Consider the following 16499-nt stretch of genomic DNA (forward strand, 5'->3'; position numbering starts at 1 on the left):
AGCGTGAACTATGGAATCGATCGTTAAGTTCTTGGAGAAAGGTCAGCCGTACTTCGACAAGGTCTCTAAGAACATCTACCTTCAGGCCATTAAAGACGGCTTTTTGGCAGCAATGCCCATCATCCTGTCTTCTTCTGTCTTCCTGCTTATTTCGACCCTGCCGGGCGTTGTCGCCACGGTCGGCGGCTTTACGCTGCCCGACTGGTGGAACGTCGACGTCGTGAACTTCTGCAACAAGGTTTACAACTTCACGATGGGCGTCGTGGGCATCATGGTCGCCGGCACCACCGCAAGCGCGCTGACCGGCTCCAAGAACCGCCGCATGCCTGCCGGCAAGGCCATCAACGCCACGAGCACCATGGTCGCCGCCATGTGCGCTATGCTCATCTTGGCCGTTACCCAGACGAGTGCCAAGATCGACGGCGCCGATGTCTCGGTGTTCTTTACCGACAACATGGGCACCAAGGGCCTGCTGAGCTCCTTTGTCGCCGCATTTGCCACGGTCAACATCTATGCCTTCTGCATTAAGCGAGACATCACCATCAAGCTGCCCAAAGAAGTCCCCGGCGCCATCGCCCAGAACTTCCGCGACATCTTCGCCTTCAGCTTCTCCATCCTGTTTGTCGCCGTCATCGACGTTATCTGCCGCACCTGCTTGGCCGTCCCGTTTGCCAACGTCATCTCCACGCTGGTGAGCCCGCTGTTCGCCGCTGCCGATTCCTACGCCGGCCTCGCCCTCATCTGGTTCATGATCCCGCTGTTCTGGTTCATGGGCATCCACGGCCCCTCGGTCGTTAAGCCTGCCCTCAACGCCGCGCTGTTTGGCAACATCACCACCAACCTCGCCACGCTGCAGGCCGGCGGTCACCCCGCCCTCGCCCTGACCGAGAACTTCGGTAACTACATCGGCGAACTCGGCGGCACCGGCGCCACGTTCATTGTCCCGATCATCTTCCTGCTCTTTATGCGCTCCAAGCAGCTCAAGGCCGTCGGCAAAGCCTCTGTCGTACCCGTGATGTTCGCCGTCAACGAGCCGCTGCTGTTCGCCGCGCCCATCATCCTCAACCCGTACTTCCTGATCCCGTTCCTGTTTGCCCCCGTGGCCAACGTCCTCATTGGTAAGTTCTTCATCGACTTTTTGGGCATGAACGGCTTTATCTATGCCATGCCGTGGGCACTCCCCGGACCGATCGGCACCTTCATCGACACCAACTTCCAGCCGATCTCTCTGGTCCTGGTTGTCGTCCTGCTGGTCGTTGACTTCTTGATCTACTACCCGTTCTGCAAGGCCTACGACAACGTCCTGTGCAAGCAGGAGGCCGAGACCCTGGCCGAAGAAGAGGCCGAGGAGACCAAGGCCGTCAAGACCGCTGCCGCCCCCGCCGTTGAGGCTCCTGTTGTCGAGACCGCTTCTGCCACTGAGGCCTCCGCAGCTCCGTCCGCCCTTAAGGGCAAGGATCTGAGGGTTCTGGTTCTGTGCGCTGGCGCCGGCACCTCTGCACTGCTCGCCAACGCGCTTAAGGAAGGCGCCGACGAGCTGGGCATCGACATTACCGCCAACGCCGGTGCCTACGGCAGCCACTACGCCATCATGGACCAGTACAACGTCATCGTCCTGGCTCCGCAGGTTCGCACCTATTACAACGAGATGAAGGCCGACACCGACCGCCTGGGCATCACGCTGCTGTCGCCCAAGGGCAAACAGTACATCGACCTCACTAAGGATCCCAAGGGCGCCGTCGCCTGGATCGAGGAAAACCTCGAGGCATAAGACGCTGACACCACCTGCCGCTTGCAGACAATAAATGGCCCGTGCATCGATGTGTGATGCGCGGGCCATTTTGTTTAGACCGCACCCGTCCTCCTGTTCATCTCAATCTGTAACATCTAGCCGAGTTTTTCGGTCCTAGCTGTTACAGATCGAGATGAACGCACAGGCCAAGCCGAAAATCTCAATCTGTAACATGTAGACCACTTTTGACCGCTTAGACGTTACAGATCGAGACAAACGGAATATACCGGACCGAATTGTCTAAATCTGTAACAACTAGCTGAGTTTTTCGGTCCTAGCTGTTACAGATCGAGACAAACGGAATAGGCCGAGCACGTCTACGCCCGCAAGTCCTTTACGCTGGAACGCTCGACCAACACGCCCGAGACGAGCGTACGGCTTCTGGAGCTCGGAGCTTCCAGACCCGCGACGACCTCGTTGAGCGCACGGACGCCCAGCTCGCGGTGGCGAAACTTCACCGACGTCAGAATCGAGTTGGGAATCGTCTTATAGAGCTCATCGTCGAAGCCGATCACGGACACATCATTGGGCACACTGAGCCCTTTGTCACGCAGAGCCATCATCACGCCGTTTGCCATGCAGTCGTTAGCAGCGAGGACCGCCGTGCAATCGGGCTTATCGGCAAGCACAAGGCCCGCGGCATAGCCACTATCCGCATTCCAATCGCCTTGCAGAGGCTCGGGCGGCTCAATGCCACGCGCCTCGAGTGCCGCACGCCAACCTTTCATACGGCACTGGCTCGACAACGACTCTTTCTTACCAGAGACGAAGTACACGTTTTTATGCCCGTGGTTCAAGAAGTACTCGCACGCCATGCGCGCGCCGCCCTCTTGGTCGTCACTGACGGTGGAGCAGGTAGGATGTTCCATCGGTGTGATAATCACCGTCTTGAGGTCCTTCGGTGCCTCAAAGGTATCAAAGTCATCGACCATCTGACGCAGGTTGAAGATCATGCCATCAACAGGCAGCTGCGACATCCTACGCGCCGCTTCGGCAAGGGTCATCTTCTCCCCCGCCCGCTTCTTAATCATCGTGAGCGCAAAGCCGCGTTCTTCGGCGGCATCGGCGATACCGTCAATCATGTCCACGGCGCCGCCCGACAAGTGGAACATCACCACGCCGATGCACCCGTAACGGCCCAACTTGAGCGAACGCGCGGCAAAGTTGGTTCGAAACCCGAGCCTCTCCATAGCCGAATGGACCTTATCGCGTGTCGACTCTCGCACGCTATTGGGCTCGTTGATCACACGCGAAACCGTCTTGAGAGAAACGCCCGCGGCAACTGCCACATCATTCATTGAGACATTTTTCTTGTCCATCGTTGCCACTGCTTCTCCACTCGGTTCTCTATCGCTTGTTTTTTGCGTTCTAGCATACACTACCTGCCTGACTGATAAATCAACCGTTTACCGGACAATATCGACCGCTCACCCGTGTATCCTTGTTGCTCTTCCAAAAATGTCTTACGTTGTCATTAACGAAATGACAACGTTGTCATTTCGCAATGCCTTCCTTAAGCAGGAAGGTTTCCGGGCAGTCCTGACCATCCATCGACGACCAGTTCCATCCACATGCATCGCGCATCAAGTAGCAAAGGAGCTTTATGGACGCCATCGTAAAGATGCTCGAAAAGCATCAGCCGTTCTTTGAGAAGATCTCGAGGAACATCTACCTCCAGGCTATTAAGGACGGATTCCTTGGGTGCATGCCCATCGTCCTCACCTCTTCGATCTTTCTGCTCATTGCCACCCTTCCTGGCGTAGTTGGCATCACGCTGCCCCAGCCGCTCATCGACTGGTGCAACAAGCTGTACAACTTCACCATGGGCGTCATGGGCATCATGGTCGCCGGCACCACTGCCAAGAACTTTACGGCTTCCATGAACCGTCGCATGCCCGCCGGCAAGGTGCTCAACGACGGTTCCACCATGGTGGCCGCCCAGTGCAGCATGCTGCTGCTCGCAGTCACGCAGTTCACCACCAAGTTCAACGGCTCCGAGCTTTCGGTCTTCGATTGCACCAGCATGGGTACGCGTGGTCTGTTCTCGGCCTATATCGCCGCGTTCATTACCGTTTGGGTCTATAAGTTCTGCGTCTCTCGCAATCTGACCATTAAGCTGCCCAAGGAGGTCCCGGGCGCCATCGCTCAGAACTTCCGTGACATCATCCCCTTTGGCGGCGCCGTCATCATCTGCGGCATCATCGATGTCGTCGTGCGCAACCTCATGGGCGTTCCGTTCTCCGAGCTGCTCATCAAGCTGCTCTCCCCGCTCTTCACTGCAGCAGAAACCTATCCTGGCCTTATCCTTATTCAGGCGGCCACCGCGTTCTTCTGGTTCATCGGCGTCCACGGTCCTTCGATCGTCCAGCCGGGCATCGACCCCATCCGTCTTGCCAACCAGACCGAGAACCTGCAGGTTCTGCTGGCCGGTGGTCACCCCGCCCATTCCCTCACCTTTAACATGTCGCTCGTGGGTGAGTTCGGCGGCACCGGCGCCACGTTCATCGTGCCGCTTCTGCTGATTCTCTTTATGAAGTCCAAGCAGCTCAAAGCCGTCGGTAAGGCCTCGATTGTTCCTGTTGCCTTCGCCGTCAACGAACCGCTGCTCTTTGGCGCGCCGATGATCCTTAACCCCTACATGCTCATCCCTTTTGTTGCCGCCGGCTGCGTCAATGTGAGTGTTGCCAAGTTCTTTATCGATAACGTGGGCATGAACGGCTTCTCCTTCGTGGTGCCTTGGGCTACTCCTGCCCCCATCGGCATCTTCATCACCACAAACTTCCAGCTTATCGCCCTGGTGTTTGTCGCAATCATCATCTTGCTGGACGCCATCATCTACCTGCCGTTCTTAAAGGCATACGATAAGTTGCTCTGTGACCAGGAGGCCGAGCGCGCCGCCGAGCTGGGTCTCGAGTCCGATGGTGCTGCCAGCACCCCTGCGCCCGTCATCGAGCCGACCGCCGCTGCCGCCGACAGCGAGCCTGCCGCCGACAGCAAGCCTGTCGCCGATCAGCCCGAGCCCGCAGCCAACGCATCCGCTAAGAAGGATGTCGACGGTCTGAAGGTCCTCGTCCTGTGCGCCGGCGCCGGCACCTCTGCCATGCTTGCCAACGCCATCAAGGAAGGTGCTGCGCAGACCGGAGAGAACATCGCTTCCTCCGCAGGCGCCTATGGCCAGCACACTGCCATCATGGATCAGTACGACGTCATCGTGCTCGCCCCGCAGGTTCGTAGCTACTACAACGACATGAAGGCCGACACCGATCGTCTGGGCATTAAGCTGCTCGCTCCCCGCGGTAAGGAATATATCGACCTTACCCGCGACCCCGCTGGCGCCATCAAGTGGCTCCGCGAGAACCTCGACTAGTTCCTCCCTCTGTTGGTGCCCGGATCCCCAGTTCGGGCACCTCTCCCTATTCGTATCCCACAGAAAGGATGACTCATGACCAACCCCATGCAGTTCCCCGACGGCTTTGTGTTTGGCGGCGCCACCGCTGCTTACCAGGTTGAGGGCGAGACCCGTACGCACGGCAAGGGCAAAGTGCCCTGGGACGATTTCCTGGCTGCTCAGGGTCGCTTCTCCCCCGACCCCGCAAGCGATTTCTACAACAAGTACCCGGTCGATATCGACCTGTGCCAGCGCTTCGGCATCAACGGTATCCGTGTCTCCATCGCTTGGAGCCGCATCTTCCCCAATGGCACCGGCGAGATTAACCCCGAGGGCGTCGCTTTCTATCACGAGCTTTTCGCCACCTGCAACAAAGCTGGCGTTATCCCCTATGTCACGCTCGATCACTTCGATACGCCCGAGGCCTTTTACCAGAACGGCGGCGAGGGTTTCCTAACGCGCACGACGATCGACGCCTTTGTCGAGTATGCCAAGTTCTGCTTTGCCGAGTTCACCGAGGTCAAGCACTGGTTTACCTTTAACGAGATTCCCGCGACCGCCGAGGGCAGCTTTATCGTCGGCAACTGGCCGCACGGCGAGAAGTATCGCCTGGACAAGGCCTTCCAGCTTATGCATAACATGATGGTGGCCCACGCCAAGGCTGTCGTCGCCTTCCATGAGGGCGGCTTTGAGGGCGAGATCGGCATTGTCCAGAACCTGGAGCCCAAGTATCCCCTCGACCCCAACAACGCCGACGACTGCGAGGCAGCTCGCATGGCCGACGTCATCAACAACCGCTGGGTACTCGACGCCACCTTCCGCGGCCACTATGCAGCCGACACCATGGAGGCTGCGACCAAGCTGGCCCATATCGCCGGCGGCGAGCTCGACGTCCGCGACGAGGACATCGCCGCGCTGACCGCCGCGCTCCCCTATAACGATTGCCTGGGCGTCAACACCTACAAGTGCCAGTTCCTGCGTGCCGCCGAGGGCGAAAACGACATCAACCACAATGGCACCGGCGACAAGGGCTCCTCGCGCTGGTTCCTCAAGGGCGTGGGCGAGTCATGCGTGCGCGAAGGCGTACCCACCACCGATTGGGACTGGATCATCTATCCCGAGGGCCTGTACGACCTACTGCTCCGCATTAAGAACGATTACCCCAACTACAAGAAGATCTACATCACCGAGAACGGCATGGGCTATAAGGACGACTTCGAGGACGGCTTTATCGACGACGCTCCTCGTATCGACTACATGCGTCAGCATCTCGCATGGATCCTCAAGGCGATCGACGGCGGCGTGAACGTCGACGGCTACTTTGTGTGGTCGCTGCAGGACCAGTTCTCCTGGACCAACGGCTACAACAAGCGCTACGGCCTGTTCTACATCGACTTCGAGACCCAGAAGCGCTACCCCAAGGCGAGCGCGTACTGGTACAAGAACGTCGCGGAGACCGGCCTGCTCATGGCCTAACTTTTGCCGCATACCCCCTGTCGGCCGCATGCGAATCCCTCCACGGGTTCGTATGCGGCCTTTTTGTTTTTGGTGGGCCCGTGCAGGCCGTTTGTCTCGATCTGTAACATCTAGCAGGGATTTTCGGTCTTAAATGTTACAGATCGAGACAAACGGAACGCCCGAGCAGAAATATCTCAATCTGTAACATGTAGCCCGCTTTTAACCGTCTAACTGTTACAGATCGAGACAATAAGATAGTCAAATCCGAACTTTCCAAGCAGTTATAAAGCATGGTTTCTAGTTTTCGGTATCACGAACATACTTTCGGTATCATTTAATGATATTATGATATCGAAAGTATGTTCGTGATACCGAAAGGAGCCGCATGCGCCAGTTCGATTACACCACAGTCCCAGCGGAACTCGAAGCAACTCCAATCACCAACCTCCTCCTCTCGATACGCGAGCATAAAGGCCGTCAGCTTGCTCTGAGTCAAGTCAAACCCGAGCTTCTATCGTCCCTAATGGAGGAGGCTAAGATCCAAAGCACCCGGTCCTCCAACGGACTTGAAGGAATTGTTACCACCCAAAAAAGACTCAAAGCGATCATGGCGTATTCCGCCAAGCCAAGCTCCCGCGCAGAGGAAGAAATTGCTGGATACCGAGATGTGCTGTCGCTTATTCACGAGCAACACGATTCCATTCCCGTAACGCCATCGGTCATTCTGCAGTTGCATCGTGACCTCATGGCGCACACGGCAATCTCGTATGGAGGCCATTGGAAAGATAGCGATAACGAAATCGTCTCCATTGACGATCAAGGAAATCGATTTGTGCGCTTTAGGCCCCCTTCGGCCCTAGCAACCCCGGGACTTATTAAAGAAGCCTGCCAGTCCCTCAACGATGCTTTATCTCGCCAAGTTTGCGATCCCCTCCTTATATCGCTCCGCTTTATCTTCGATTTTGTTAGCATTCATCCCTTCAACGATGGCAATGGCAGGATGAGCCGGCTCCTTACAACGCTGCTGCTCGAAAAGACTGGATACGACGTTGCGCGTTACATCAGCATCGAACGACTTATTGAAGACAACAAAGCGCTTTACTACAACGCTCTCGCTGCAAGCTCCACTGGATGGAATGAAAATCAAAACACCGAAGTACCCTTTATCCGTTTCATGCTCGGAACAACCCTGGCCGCCTACCGACAGCTCGAGCAGCGTACCTTAATTGAATCAAGCACTCGTCCCATGTCGAAGCAAGCGCGCATCGCCGTTCTATTTCAACAGAGACCCGGCGTCATTAAGAAATCCGACATCCGATCCAACTGCCCCGATATCAGCGAGGTCACCGTTAAACGAACCCTCGGTCAGCTTGTTAGTTGCAGCGCAATCGAAAAAACAGGAGCGGGTCGTTCGACAGGCTACATACTCAAAGACGTCCATGCTCTAGAACTATTCTTGCAATCCACAATACCCGATAGCGAGGCCGCAATAACAAAAGAGGCTCCAAAGGATAAGCTCCTTGAACGTATAAACCACGCCGAGGATGAAAGCAAAGAGGGGCTCTATGAAGACTATGATTCATTCTCAAGGGACATAAAGACGAAATACGGAGTCTAGTCATATCTCAGAATAGCCTCATCCTTGTTGCTCAAAGTTATTTGCGCGTCATTGTAAAGCGGTACCCCCGCGCCGGCAGGGGGGCAGATGTATCGCCTGCCGATCCTGCTGGAGTCGGCAATCAGATAGCGCGTATCGACCTTGCTAAAGGCGAGCTGCTGGATGCGGCCCTCGTCCATGTTGGACGTGGACACGTCGCCGTCCAGAATACCGTTGGCGCCGATAAACGCCGCATCGATGCCCAGCGCGCGCAGGGTATCCTCGGCCGTGGGCCCCACAAAGGCGGCGGTGCGGCGACGGTACATGCCGCCCACCAGGCACAGCTCGCAATCCTCGCGCGCCTCGAGCAGGCTAAAGGCCGAAAGCGAATTGGTCACATAGATGGAAGGCAGTTTGTCGGTGACTCGGAGAGCGCCAATGCGATCTCACGACGGTTGCGCTCATTGTCTCAATTAGATACTCAACGAAATACGGCCCCGCAGCTCAATAAGCTGCGGGGCCGTACCATACACCGACGAATCAACGACGAAGTGCATCCACTATTTGGCCAGCTCCTGAACGATCCAGTCAATTGCACCTTCGGGATCGTTGGTAAGGTCGATATACTCCTTGCCCCTTGTGGTGAGCAGTTTAATTCCAAGGCGATCGGTATCGGCCTTCATAGCGTCATAGTACATGCGTGCCTGGGGTGCCAGAACAATCACGTTGTACTGATCCATCGTCTCATAGTGGCTTCCGTACGCACCGGACTGAGAAACCAGATCGATACCCTTAGCAGCGGCACCTTCGCGAAGAGCATTTGCCAAGAGAGTCGAAGTGCCGGCACCCTGGCAAAGCACAAGCACGCGGATCTGCTCCGCCTTGTCCTTTACCGCCTCGAGAGCTTTTGCGACATTTTCCTGTGCGGCAATAGCATCTGCATCCGAGTTTCCTGCAGTCTCCTTTGCAGACTCTTCCAAACAAAGCTGATGGTCATACGCCTTGCAGAACGGATAGTAAATCACAAAGTCAACGACCAACAGCACTGCCATCAATACAAGAGAACGCAGATCGAGACCCGTGGTGAGGAATGCACCGATTGGGCCGGGAAGCGCCCACGGCATGGTATACATGGGGGCGTTCATTCCAATGACGTCAATGAAAAATTTACCGATAATGGCGTTGACCATAGGAGCCACTAGGAAGGGCACGAACATATAGGGATTGAGAACAATCGGCATACCGAAGATAACGGGCTCGTTAACTCCAAAAATCACCGGGATAATCGATGCCTTGCCCATGGCTTTTAGCTGCTTGGAGCGCATAAACATGATCAGGATAATAGGAACGATGAACGTGCAGCCAGAACCGCCCAGACCGCCGATGAAGCTTGTAAAGTCCTGCGTGAGAGCAATTGACGGGTGTCCACCTGCTTGGAAAACCTCAAGATTGGTAACGGTATTGCCATAGAGCGCAGCATTGATCGGACTCATGACAACCGAAGCACCGTGGATACCCATAAATTGGAAAAGTGCGACGGCGCCTTCGATAAGCGCCATGCCAGGATAGGTGTCGACCGCGGAGAACAGCGGCGAGATGAGAGCGGATACCAAATTGGCGAACGGCACAGCAAGCAGCTTGCGGCTCGCAAGATCGATAAAAGCGCACGCAAGGATCGAAAACCCAAATGCAAAGATATCGCGAAAACTCTGCGCAATAGAGCCAGGGACCTCTTTGGGGAGCTTGATCGTCACATTATGGCTAATGCACACCTTATAGATATTAACGGTCAAGAATGCGGCTACGAACGCAGCGAGAAAACCCTTGGTTCCCATATAGCCGGTTTCAAAAACAGATGTATCTGCTCCGCCAATCGAGACAACATCGTTCGTCACCGATAGCAAGAGCATGCCGCACATGGCACAAACCATGCACGAGGTGGGGTTGAGAGATTTGCCCGAAGGCATGCGACGGTTCATCGACATTGCAAGTGAGCTCGCCGTGGTGCCGGCCACCATAATGCCAAGAAGCCCCATGGTATATGCATAGATTTTATTGAAGAAATCCAGCACCTCAGGCGGAAGCGTGATGCCTACATAGGCAGGGAGCGTCGAAAGAAGAAGGAACAGGCTCGAGAACAGCACAATTGGCATATTCGAGAGAAAGCCATCCTTGATCGCCACCAGATAAATGTTCCTCGAGATTTTGTCGAAGAGGGGCTGGTGTTTTTCAAGGAATTTGACGATAGCGTCCATAACACATCCTTTCATGATTCCCAGGCACGTAACGATTTATCCGGACTCAACCGTCGTCGTCCCCGTTTGTATCCACTTATGTAAGTGAATACGTTCTTGTGCGAAATGTAATATCATTTGCGCGATTTGTCATAACCAATTCTTTTTCCGCTTTGTCGATATGTCAAGAATTCAAATACTTATTCGGTGAACGGTAGTTGATTAATATAAGGTTTTCCCAGCTAAATGATATTTTTTTCGAGCAGTACAATAAGTTTGCAACCGTTCACCGATTGGATATAACATATTGAATATATTGTTGTAACAATATTAGAGACAATGTCACAAGCCTGTCGTTCTAGTCAAAGGAAGTAACAATGCCCAAACGATTACTGAACATGTCCGCATCCGATTTTGCCGCCACGTCACCCATGGATCTAAAGCAGGCAATTCTGGCTTCCGAGGGACGTACCATCATGGCGGAAAACGTACCCTCTTCCCAATTTCTCGGCGGCGTTACTAATGCCGAAATCGAACGTGCCGCAGGTGCCGACCTGCTTCTGTTTAACGCGCTCGATGTGTTCAATCCAGTTATTGCCGGTATTCCAGATGATCTCAATGAAAACCCGGTCACTTGGGTAAAGCGAGCATGCGGAAGGCCCATTGGCGTCAATCTGGAACCAGTTGATAACGAGGCAGAGATGTCTGAATCCCGAACGGAAATCCCCATGGGTCGTCGTGTCTCTCCCAAGACCTTAGAAAAGGCTAACGAACTCGGATTTGATTTTATCTGCCTGACGGGCAACCCTGGAACCGGCGTCTCCAACGATGCAATCGCCCATTCGATTAAACTCTCCAAAGAGCATTTCAATGGCCTGGTCATAGCCGGAAAAATGCATGGAGCGGGCGTTGCGGAACCTGTCATGACGCTCGAAATTGCGCGCAAGTTTGTTGACCTCGGCGTCGATATCCTTCTCGTGCCAGCCCCCTACACCGTCCCTTGCTTCCAAGAAGCAGACCTGCGCGCCATCGTAGACTTTGTACGATCCCACAACGTAGGCAAGTCAATTGAAGAGAAGGTTCTCGTCATGGCGGCGAACGGGACGAGTCAAGACTCCTGCGACAGCGAGACCATTAAGAAAATAGGCCTTGCAGCAAAAGCAGCCGGCGCTGACCTCCAACATATCGGGGACTCCATGAACGGTATTTGCCTGCCCCAGAATATCTTCACGCTCGGACAAGCCCTTCGTGGATACAGGCATCAGATCGTCATGCTGAGCCGCTCTGTGATACGTTAAGGTTACCTTGCCCACGCTACATCCCGACTGAGGCAACCATCAGGTATAACCAACATGCAAACTGAGGCTCTAATGCTCGATACACACGAAAAACGGCCACTCTATTTACAGCTCACCGACGCGCTGCTCAAGCAGATCGTCGATGAATATCAAGCAGACGATAAACTTCCAACAGAAATGGAACTCTGCGACGAATACGCCGTAAGCAGAACAACCGTCCGACTTGCCATGAGTGAGCTGGAGCGTCGTGGAAGTATCTATCGAATCCAAGGTAAGGGATCGTTTGTTGCACCGAAACGCGTTAGCGAGCTCAATTCACTTTTAGACTTTGACTTTGCAAGCCATTGCGATGGCGTTGATCCGGATGCCATCACCAAACATTTCGGCGGCCTCACATCAGGTCGTCCAATTTCCGTAATGATGCTCCAACAATTTGGATGTCAAAATCGCGATGAAATTCAGCGTCTTGAATTGACCTACGAACTTGAAGGCAGCTTCATAGGCGCTGATACGTTCTTCATTTCAAAGTCGCGCGTTCCGAATAACCAGTTAGATTATCAGGCATTTAGCAGAATCATGGATGACTTGTCCAAGTCTATCCAATCTGTTAGGGAAAGCTATAGAGCACGTCAGCTCAGCGATTCCGAAGCCAGTAATTATGGTGTTGCAAAACTTCCGGTCATCGAACTGACTCATTATGCTTACGACTCCGGAGGCAAACTAATCTCAATTGTCTGCCGCACCGTCTTAACTGGGCGAATCCCTTATCAAAACTTTATTGTCAAGTCCTAATGTTCTTTTTCTTTTGTCTCGATCTGTAACACGTAGCCGAGTTTTTAAGTCCTAACCGTTACAGATCGAGACAAACAAGGTAGACCCCGCCGAATTGTCTCAATCTGTAACACTAAGACCGGTTTTGGACGTCTAGATGTTACAGGTTGAGACGATTTGATAGTGGAGTCCTCATTTGCGCGTCATATCGCGTAGCGCTGACGCGCTGGTTCCCACAATGACAGGAGGTAAAAGTCCTCCCGCATCGCCTGTTGGCAATCCCGTAGCTTTAGCTAACAAATAACCTGCGTGTGTTCCTCGATGGCGGCGCGATCCTCGGCGGCAATACCCGGCTCGCACACCACGGCGTCCAAATTGTCCAGGCGGCAGAAGGTGTAGAAGTCGCGCTTGCCGATCTTGCTGGAGTCGGCGATCAGATAGCGCGAGTCGGCCTTGCTAAAGGCGAGCTGCTGGATACGGCCCTCGTCCATGTTGGACGTAGATACGTCACCGTCCAAGATGCCGTTGGCACCGATAAACGCCGCGTCGATGCCCAGCGCACGCAGGGTATCCTCGGCCGTTGGCCCCACAAAAGCGGCAGTGCGGCGACGGTACATACCGCCCACGAGGCACAGGTCGCAGTCCTCGCGCGCCTCGAGCAGGTTAAACACCGAAAGCGAATTGGTCACAATGCGCAGACGAAACGCCGGCAACATCGAGGCCATCTGCTCAACCGTGGTGCCTGTCCCCAAAAAGATGGTCGAGCCTTCCTCGATAAGCTCCACAGAACGGCGCGCAATCTGCAACTTTTCCTCGGCATGCTTCGTGCGCTTTTCGCTGTGCGAATACTCATGGCGCAGCATAGCGTGTGGACGGCCCTGCGCACTGCGGGCTCCGCCGTGCACGCGCTCGATCTCGCCCAGGCTCGCAAGCTCCTCAAGGTCACGGCGGATCGTCATATCCGAGACACCTAACGCATCCGAAATCTCCTTGACCGAGACCGTGCCCTGCTCTTCGAGCAGCTGCCGAACCTTATCCTGTCGCTCCGCTTTAATCACGATGAGTCCTCGCTGTTCCACGCTCACGTCAATTCAAACAGTAACGAACAAATTGTATCAGACCCGCGCGCGTCAGAAATGAACGCCCGTACAGCTCAATCATCACTTTTTTGAGAAAAATACCCCCTGCTTTAGTGGGGTGTAGTGATAATCTCGCCTGTTCGCGCTACAGTTTGTCGGAAATACCTCGATGTTAGGAACCAAATGATCACTTCCGAGCTTTTCGGCACCGCGCCGTGCGGTACCCCCGTTCATCGTTACACCCTCAACGGGCCCGAGATCTGCGTTCGCATTATGGACTTTGGCGCCACCGTGCTGGGCATCGACGTGCCCGACATCCCCGGCAACGTGCGCGATGTGGTGCTGGGCTTCGATAAGCTCGAGGATTACTTTGACAACCCCGCCTGCTTTGGCGCGACCATCGGCCCCGTGGCCAACCGCACTGCGGGTGCCACGATCACCATCGCCGGCACGGACTGGCATATGCCGGCCAACGAGGGCGTCAACAACCTGCACAGCGACCTTGAGCACGGCCTGCACAAGCGCGTGTGGGACGTTGAGCTCGACGAGGTCCACAATGCCGTGCGCATGACCACCTCGCTTGAGGACGGTGAGCTGGGTCTTCCCGGCAACCGCACCTTTACGGCCGTGTTTACCGTGACGCGCACCGGCTGCTTCCGTATCGAATACGGCTGCGAGAGCGACCGCGCCACCTACGTGGCCATGACCAACCACACGTACTTTAACCTTGCCGGCCATAACGCCGGAATGGACTGTGAGCACTTCTTTGTTGCTAACGCTGCCCACTACCTGCCCATCAACGAGCAGAACATCCCCACCGGCGAGATTGCTCCGGTCGAGGGCACGCCGTTTGACTTTCGCGAGCTGCGCCCCGTCGCACCCGGCATGGAGGCCGACGACCCGCAGATCAAGCAGGCCCGTGGCTATGATCACTGCCTGTGCATCGATGGCTATCAGTACGGCCGCAGCCTGCGCCGTGCGATGCACGTCGAGGAGATGTGGACCGGCCGCGAGCTGGACTACTACACCACTGCCCCGGGCGTGCAGCTCTACACCGGCAACTGGCTGGGCGACGAACACGCCAAAGACGATGCCAACTATGGTTGGGGCGCCGGCTTTGCCCTCGAGGCCGAAATGTATCCTGACACGCCGCACCATGCGCTGTTCCCCCAGGGCATCGTGGGCCCCGGTCATCCCTACAGCAATGTGATCGAATACCACTTTATGAGGCACTAGGCCCACAACGCGACATATCGCACAGCAACGCCCGCCGGCACCACCGCCGACGGGCGTTTTTCTACCTAGTCATTGGGGACGTTCTTAAATGACTAGTTGGATGGGGTCGGGATTGGAGCTGGGGAGGGAGCGGATTTCTAGCTCTATGCCGAGTTCTTGCAGCTCTTTGAAGGCGGCGACGTCTGTGTCGTCTACGGCAACTGTGGGCGTCGCGGGACGCTTGCCCTCCCCTGCTTGCATGTGACCGATACTGATCTTGGTTATTGGCACACCGCCCTTAACCAGCGCGAGTGCATCGGAGGGCGAGGCCACCATGATCAGAATCAATTGGCGCTGCGTCGCAGTATGAATGATGTCGATGGTCTTTTGCACCGAGAAAAACCTTGTCCAGACGCCTTCTGGCGCCGCCACCCTCATGGGTGCCCACTTGCGCGAATCCGCTGCAATCTTGTCGTTAACGATCAGGACGAGGTTGGAGCCAACCGCCTCATTCCACAGCTCAACGTCTTGCCCGTAAATAAACCGATCATCGATGCGTGTGAGAAGAATCTTGGGTTGAGCCATCACTGCCCCATTCTGTTTGAGACCCGTAAGAGCAAGATATCGCGTCTCCAATATTAGTGCATTTAAAGTGAGAAAAGCCGTCAGAACACTTGCGCTGATGTGCGATGTCCCGTATCATAGACAGTCGTTGACGCTTCAGTTGCGTCACACATGGCCGCCAGCGTAGCTCAGTTGGTAGAGCACCGCTCTCGTAAAGCGGGGGTCACCGGTTCGAGCCCGGTCGCTGGCTCCATTGCACAAGATAGCCGCCTTCGGGCGGCTTTTTTGTTGCCGATTTTGAGTGCGAGCGCGCCAATCCAAGCATCGCCACGTTGACCGCTTTCTACTCAAAAACAGAAAACCCCGCCAAACGTGATCCCCTAGGGAAAACGCATTTGGCGGGGTTCTAGCGTGATTTCTATAGGGGAATCACGCCATCAGACGAACAGCTCAGCCGAGTAGCTCGCTACTCCTCCCAGTAAGCATCTGCAAGTAGCTTAAAGCAGATCTTCTTGACCGGCTGTGCGCCATCGCCCGGGAACTCGAGCGTGGGCATGTGAGGCTCGCCGGCAACGAACAGCGCGAACTTGTCGTCGGCAAGATCGCCGGCAATCGAGGCGTCTGAATCGACCAGGTCGTAGTCGTCCTTCTCGTCAAACTCCTGGACCAGCGTCAGGCTGCCCGTGGCAACCTTAAAGGCCTCGCGACCCTCAATGTCGATCTGCAGGTCGTGATAGCGCTGATGCGTCTCGTAGTGAGCCTCTGCCTCGGGACGCGTCGTGGGAGCCATGACGTTCGCAAAGACCTTGTCGCCCAGAATCGGATGGCTGCCGACCTCGAGCTGCGCCGGGTCGTTCTCCTCGAGCCAGTCGATCAACACGTCGAGGCCCTTGAGCATTCCGCGGTACTCCTCGATATCGCCCAATGCACCGTAAATCATCTAAATCCCCTCTCGGATCGCTTCTTTGGCGGCTACTCGGCAAACGCGTTACCGACGCTGTTGCCACCCACATACGTCTCGACCAGGGTAAGGTCGGGATTGAACACGACAACGTCGGCGTCGCGCCCCGACATAATGCTATCGCACTTGTCGTCGACATGAG

13 protein-coding genes and 1 tRNA gene are annotated in these 16499 nt (G+C 55.4%); 8 read left to right on the forward strand and 6 right to left on the reverse strand.

What is annotated here, in order from left to right:
- Window positions 1-10 precede the first annotated feature (10 nt).
- Window positions 11-1771, forward strand: a complete 1761-nt coding sequence (locus I4W07_RS03755) for a PTS lactose transporter subunit IIBC (protein ID WP_022094682.1) — start codon at window positions 11-13, stop codon at window positions 1769-1771.
- Window positions 1772-2109: 338 nt separating this feature from the next.
- On the opposite strand, the gene I4W07_RS03760 is transcribed toward I4W07_RS03755, so the two are convergent.
- Window positions 2110-3111 carry a LacI family DNA-binding transcriptional regulator gene (locus I4W07_RS03760; RefSeq protein WP_196025653.1) on the reverse strand — a complete coding sequence of 334 codons (1002 nt, stop codon included), beginning with the start codon at window positions 3109-3111 and terminating at the stop codon, window positions 2110-2112.
- Between the two features lie 284 nt (window positions 3112-3395).
- Between I4W07_RS03760 and I4W07_RS03765 the strand changes: the two genes are divergently transcribed.
- The 3 genes from I4W07_RS03765 to I4W07_RS03775 all read left to right on the forward strand — a co-directional run bounded on the left by I4W07_RS03765 (window position 3396) and on the right by I4W07_RS03775 (window position 8256).
- Window positions 3396-5159: a PTS lactose transporter subunit IIBC gene (locus I4W07_RS03765; protein WP_196025654.1), complete on the forward strand. Its 1764-nt coding sequence runs from the start codon at window positions 3396-3398 to the stop codon at window positions 5157-5159.
- 75 nt (window positions 5160-5234) lie between these two features.
- Window positions 5235-6656 carry a 6-phospho-beta-galactosidase gene (gene lacG / locus I4W07_RS03770; protein ID WP_230317460.1) on the forward strand — a complete coding sequence of 474 codons (1422 nt, stop codon included), beginning with the start codon at window positions 5235-5237 and terminating at the stop codon, window positions 6654-6656.
- Between the two features lie 367 nt (window positions 6657-7023).
- Window positions 7024-8256, forward strand: coding sequence for a Fic family protein (locus I4W07_RS03775; RefSeq protein WP_006234817.1), 1233 nt, complete (start codon window positions 7024-7026; stop codon window positions 8254-8256).
- Here the strand turns inward: I4W07_RS03775 and I4W07_RS03780 are convergent.
- Together I4W07_RS03780 and I4W07_RS03785 are read right to left on the reverse strand one after the other, a co-directional pair.
- Window positions 8253-8633, reverse strand: a complete 381-nt coding sequence (locus I4W07_RS03780; protein ID WP_271739747.1) for a sugar phosphate isomerase family — start codon at window positions 8631-8633, stop codon at window positions 8253-8255. The two genes, I4W07_RS03775 and I4W07_RS03780, sit on opposite strands and share 4 nt — an antisense overlap.
- 162 nt (window positions 8634-8795) lie before the next feature.
- A complete protein-coding gene (locus I4W07_RS03785; protein ID WP_196025655.1) occupies window positions 8796-10490 on the reverse strand; it encodes a PTS lactose transporter subunit IIBC in 1695 nt (564 codons plus the stop codon).
- A 356-nt stretch (window positions 10491-10846) separates the two neighbouring features.
- On the opposite strand from I4W07_RS03785, the gene I4W07_RS03790 reads away from it, so the two are divergent.
- Entirely contained in the window at window positions 10847-11767 is a 921-nt protein-coding gene (locus I4W07_RS03790; RefSeq protein ID WP_196025656.1) for a DUF7916 family protein, read from the forward strand.
- 54 nt (window positions 11768-11821) lie between these two features.
- Window positions 11822-12559: a GntR family transcriptional regulator gene (locus I4W07_RS03795; RefSeq protein ID WP_196025657.1), complete on the forward strand. Its 738-nt coding sequence runs from the start codon at window positions 11822-11824 to the stop codon at window positions 12557-12559.
- Window positions 12560-12831: 272 nt separating this feature from the next.
- Here the strand turns inward: I4W07_RS03795 and I4W07_RS03800 are convergent, their stop codons facing one another.
- Window positions 12832-13596, reverse strand: a complete 765-nt coding sequence (locus I4W07_RS03800) for a DeoR/GlpR family DNA-binding transcription regulator (protein ID WP_271739748.1) — start codon at window positions 13594-13596, stop codon at window positions 12832-12834.
- 204 nt (window positions 13597-13800) lie between these two features.
- Here I4W07_RS03800 and I4W07_RS03805 point away from each other — a divergent pair, with 204 nt between their 5' ends.
- Entirely contained in the window at window positions 13801-14853 is a 1053-nt protein-coding gene (locus tag I4W07_RS03805; RefSeq protein ID WP_196025658.1) for an aldose epimerase family protein, read from the forward strand.
- An 84-nt stretch (window positions 14854-14937) separates the two neighbouring features.
- Here the strand turns inward: I4W07_RS03805 and I4W07_RS03810 are convergent, their stop codons facing one another.
- The gene (locus I4W07_RS03810; RefSeq protein ID WP_196025659.1) at window positions 14938-15417 is read right to left on the reverse strand and encodes a PTS system mannose/fructose/N-acetylgalactosamine-transporter subunit IIB; all 480 of its coding nucleotides are present in this window, start codon (window positions 15415-15417) and stop codon (window positions 14938-14940) included.
- Between the two features lie 156 nt (window positions 15418-15573).
- Between I4W07_RS03810 and I4W07_RS03815 the strand changes: the two genes are divergently transcribed.
- Window positions 15574-15649 (forward strand) — tRNA-Thr (locus I4W07_RS03815).
- A 213-nt stretch (window positions 15650-15862) separates the two neighbouring features.
- Here the strand turns inward: I4W07_RS03815 and I4W07_RS03820 are convergent.
- The gene (locus tag I4W07_RS03820; RefSeq protein ID WP_117746073.1) at window positions 15863-16336 is read right to left on the reverse strand and encodes a NanQ anomerase/TabA/YiaL family protein; all 474 of its coding nucleotides are present in this window, start codon (window positions 16334-16336) and stop codon (window positions 15863-15865) included.
- Between the last annotated feature and the right edge of the window lie 163 nt (window positions 16337-16499).

Origin of the sequence: Collinsella aerofaciens, from assembly GCF_015670745.1 — a bacterium.
Taxonomy (GTDB): Bacteria; Actinomycetota; Coriobacteriia; order Coriobacteriales; family Coriobacteriaceae; genus Collinsella; species Collinsella aerofaciens_T.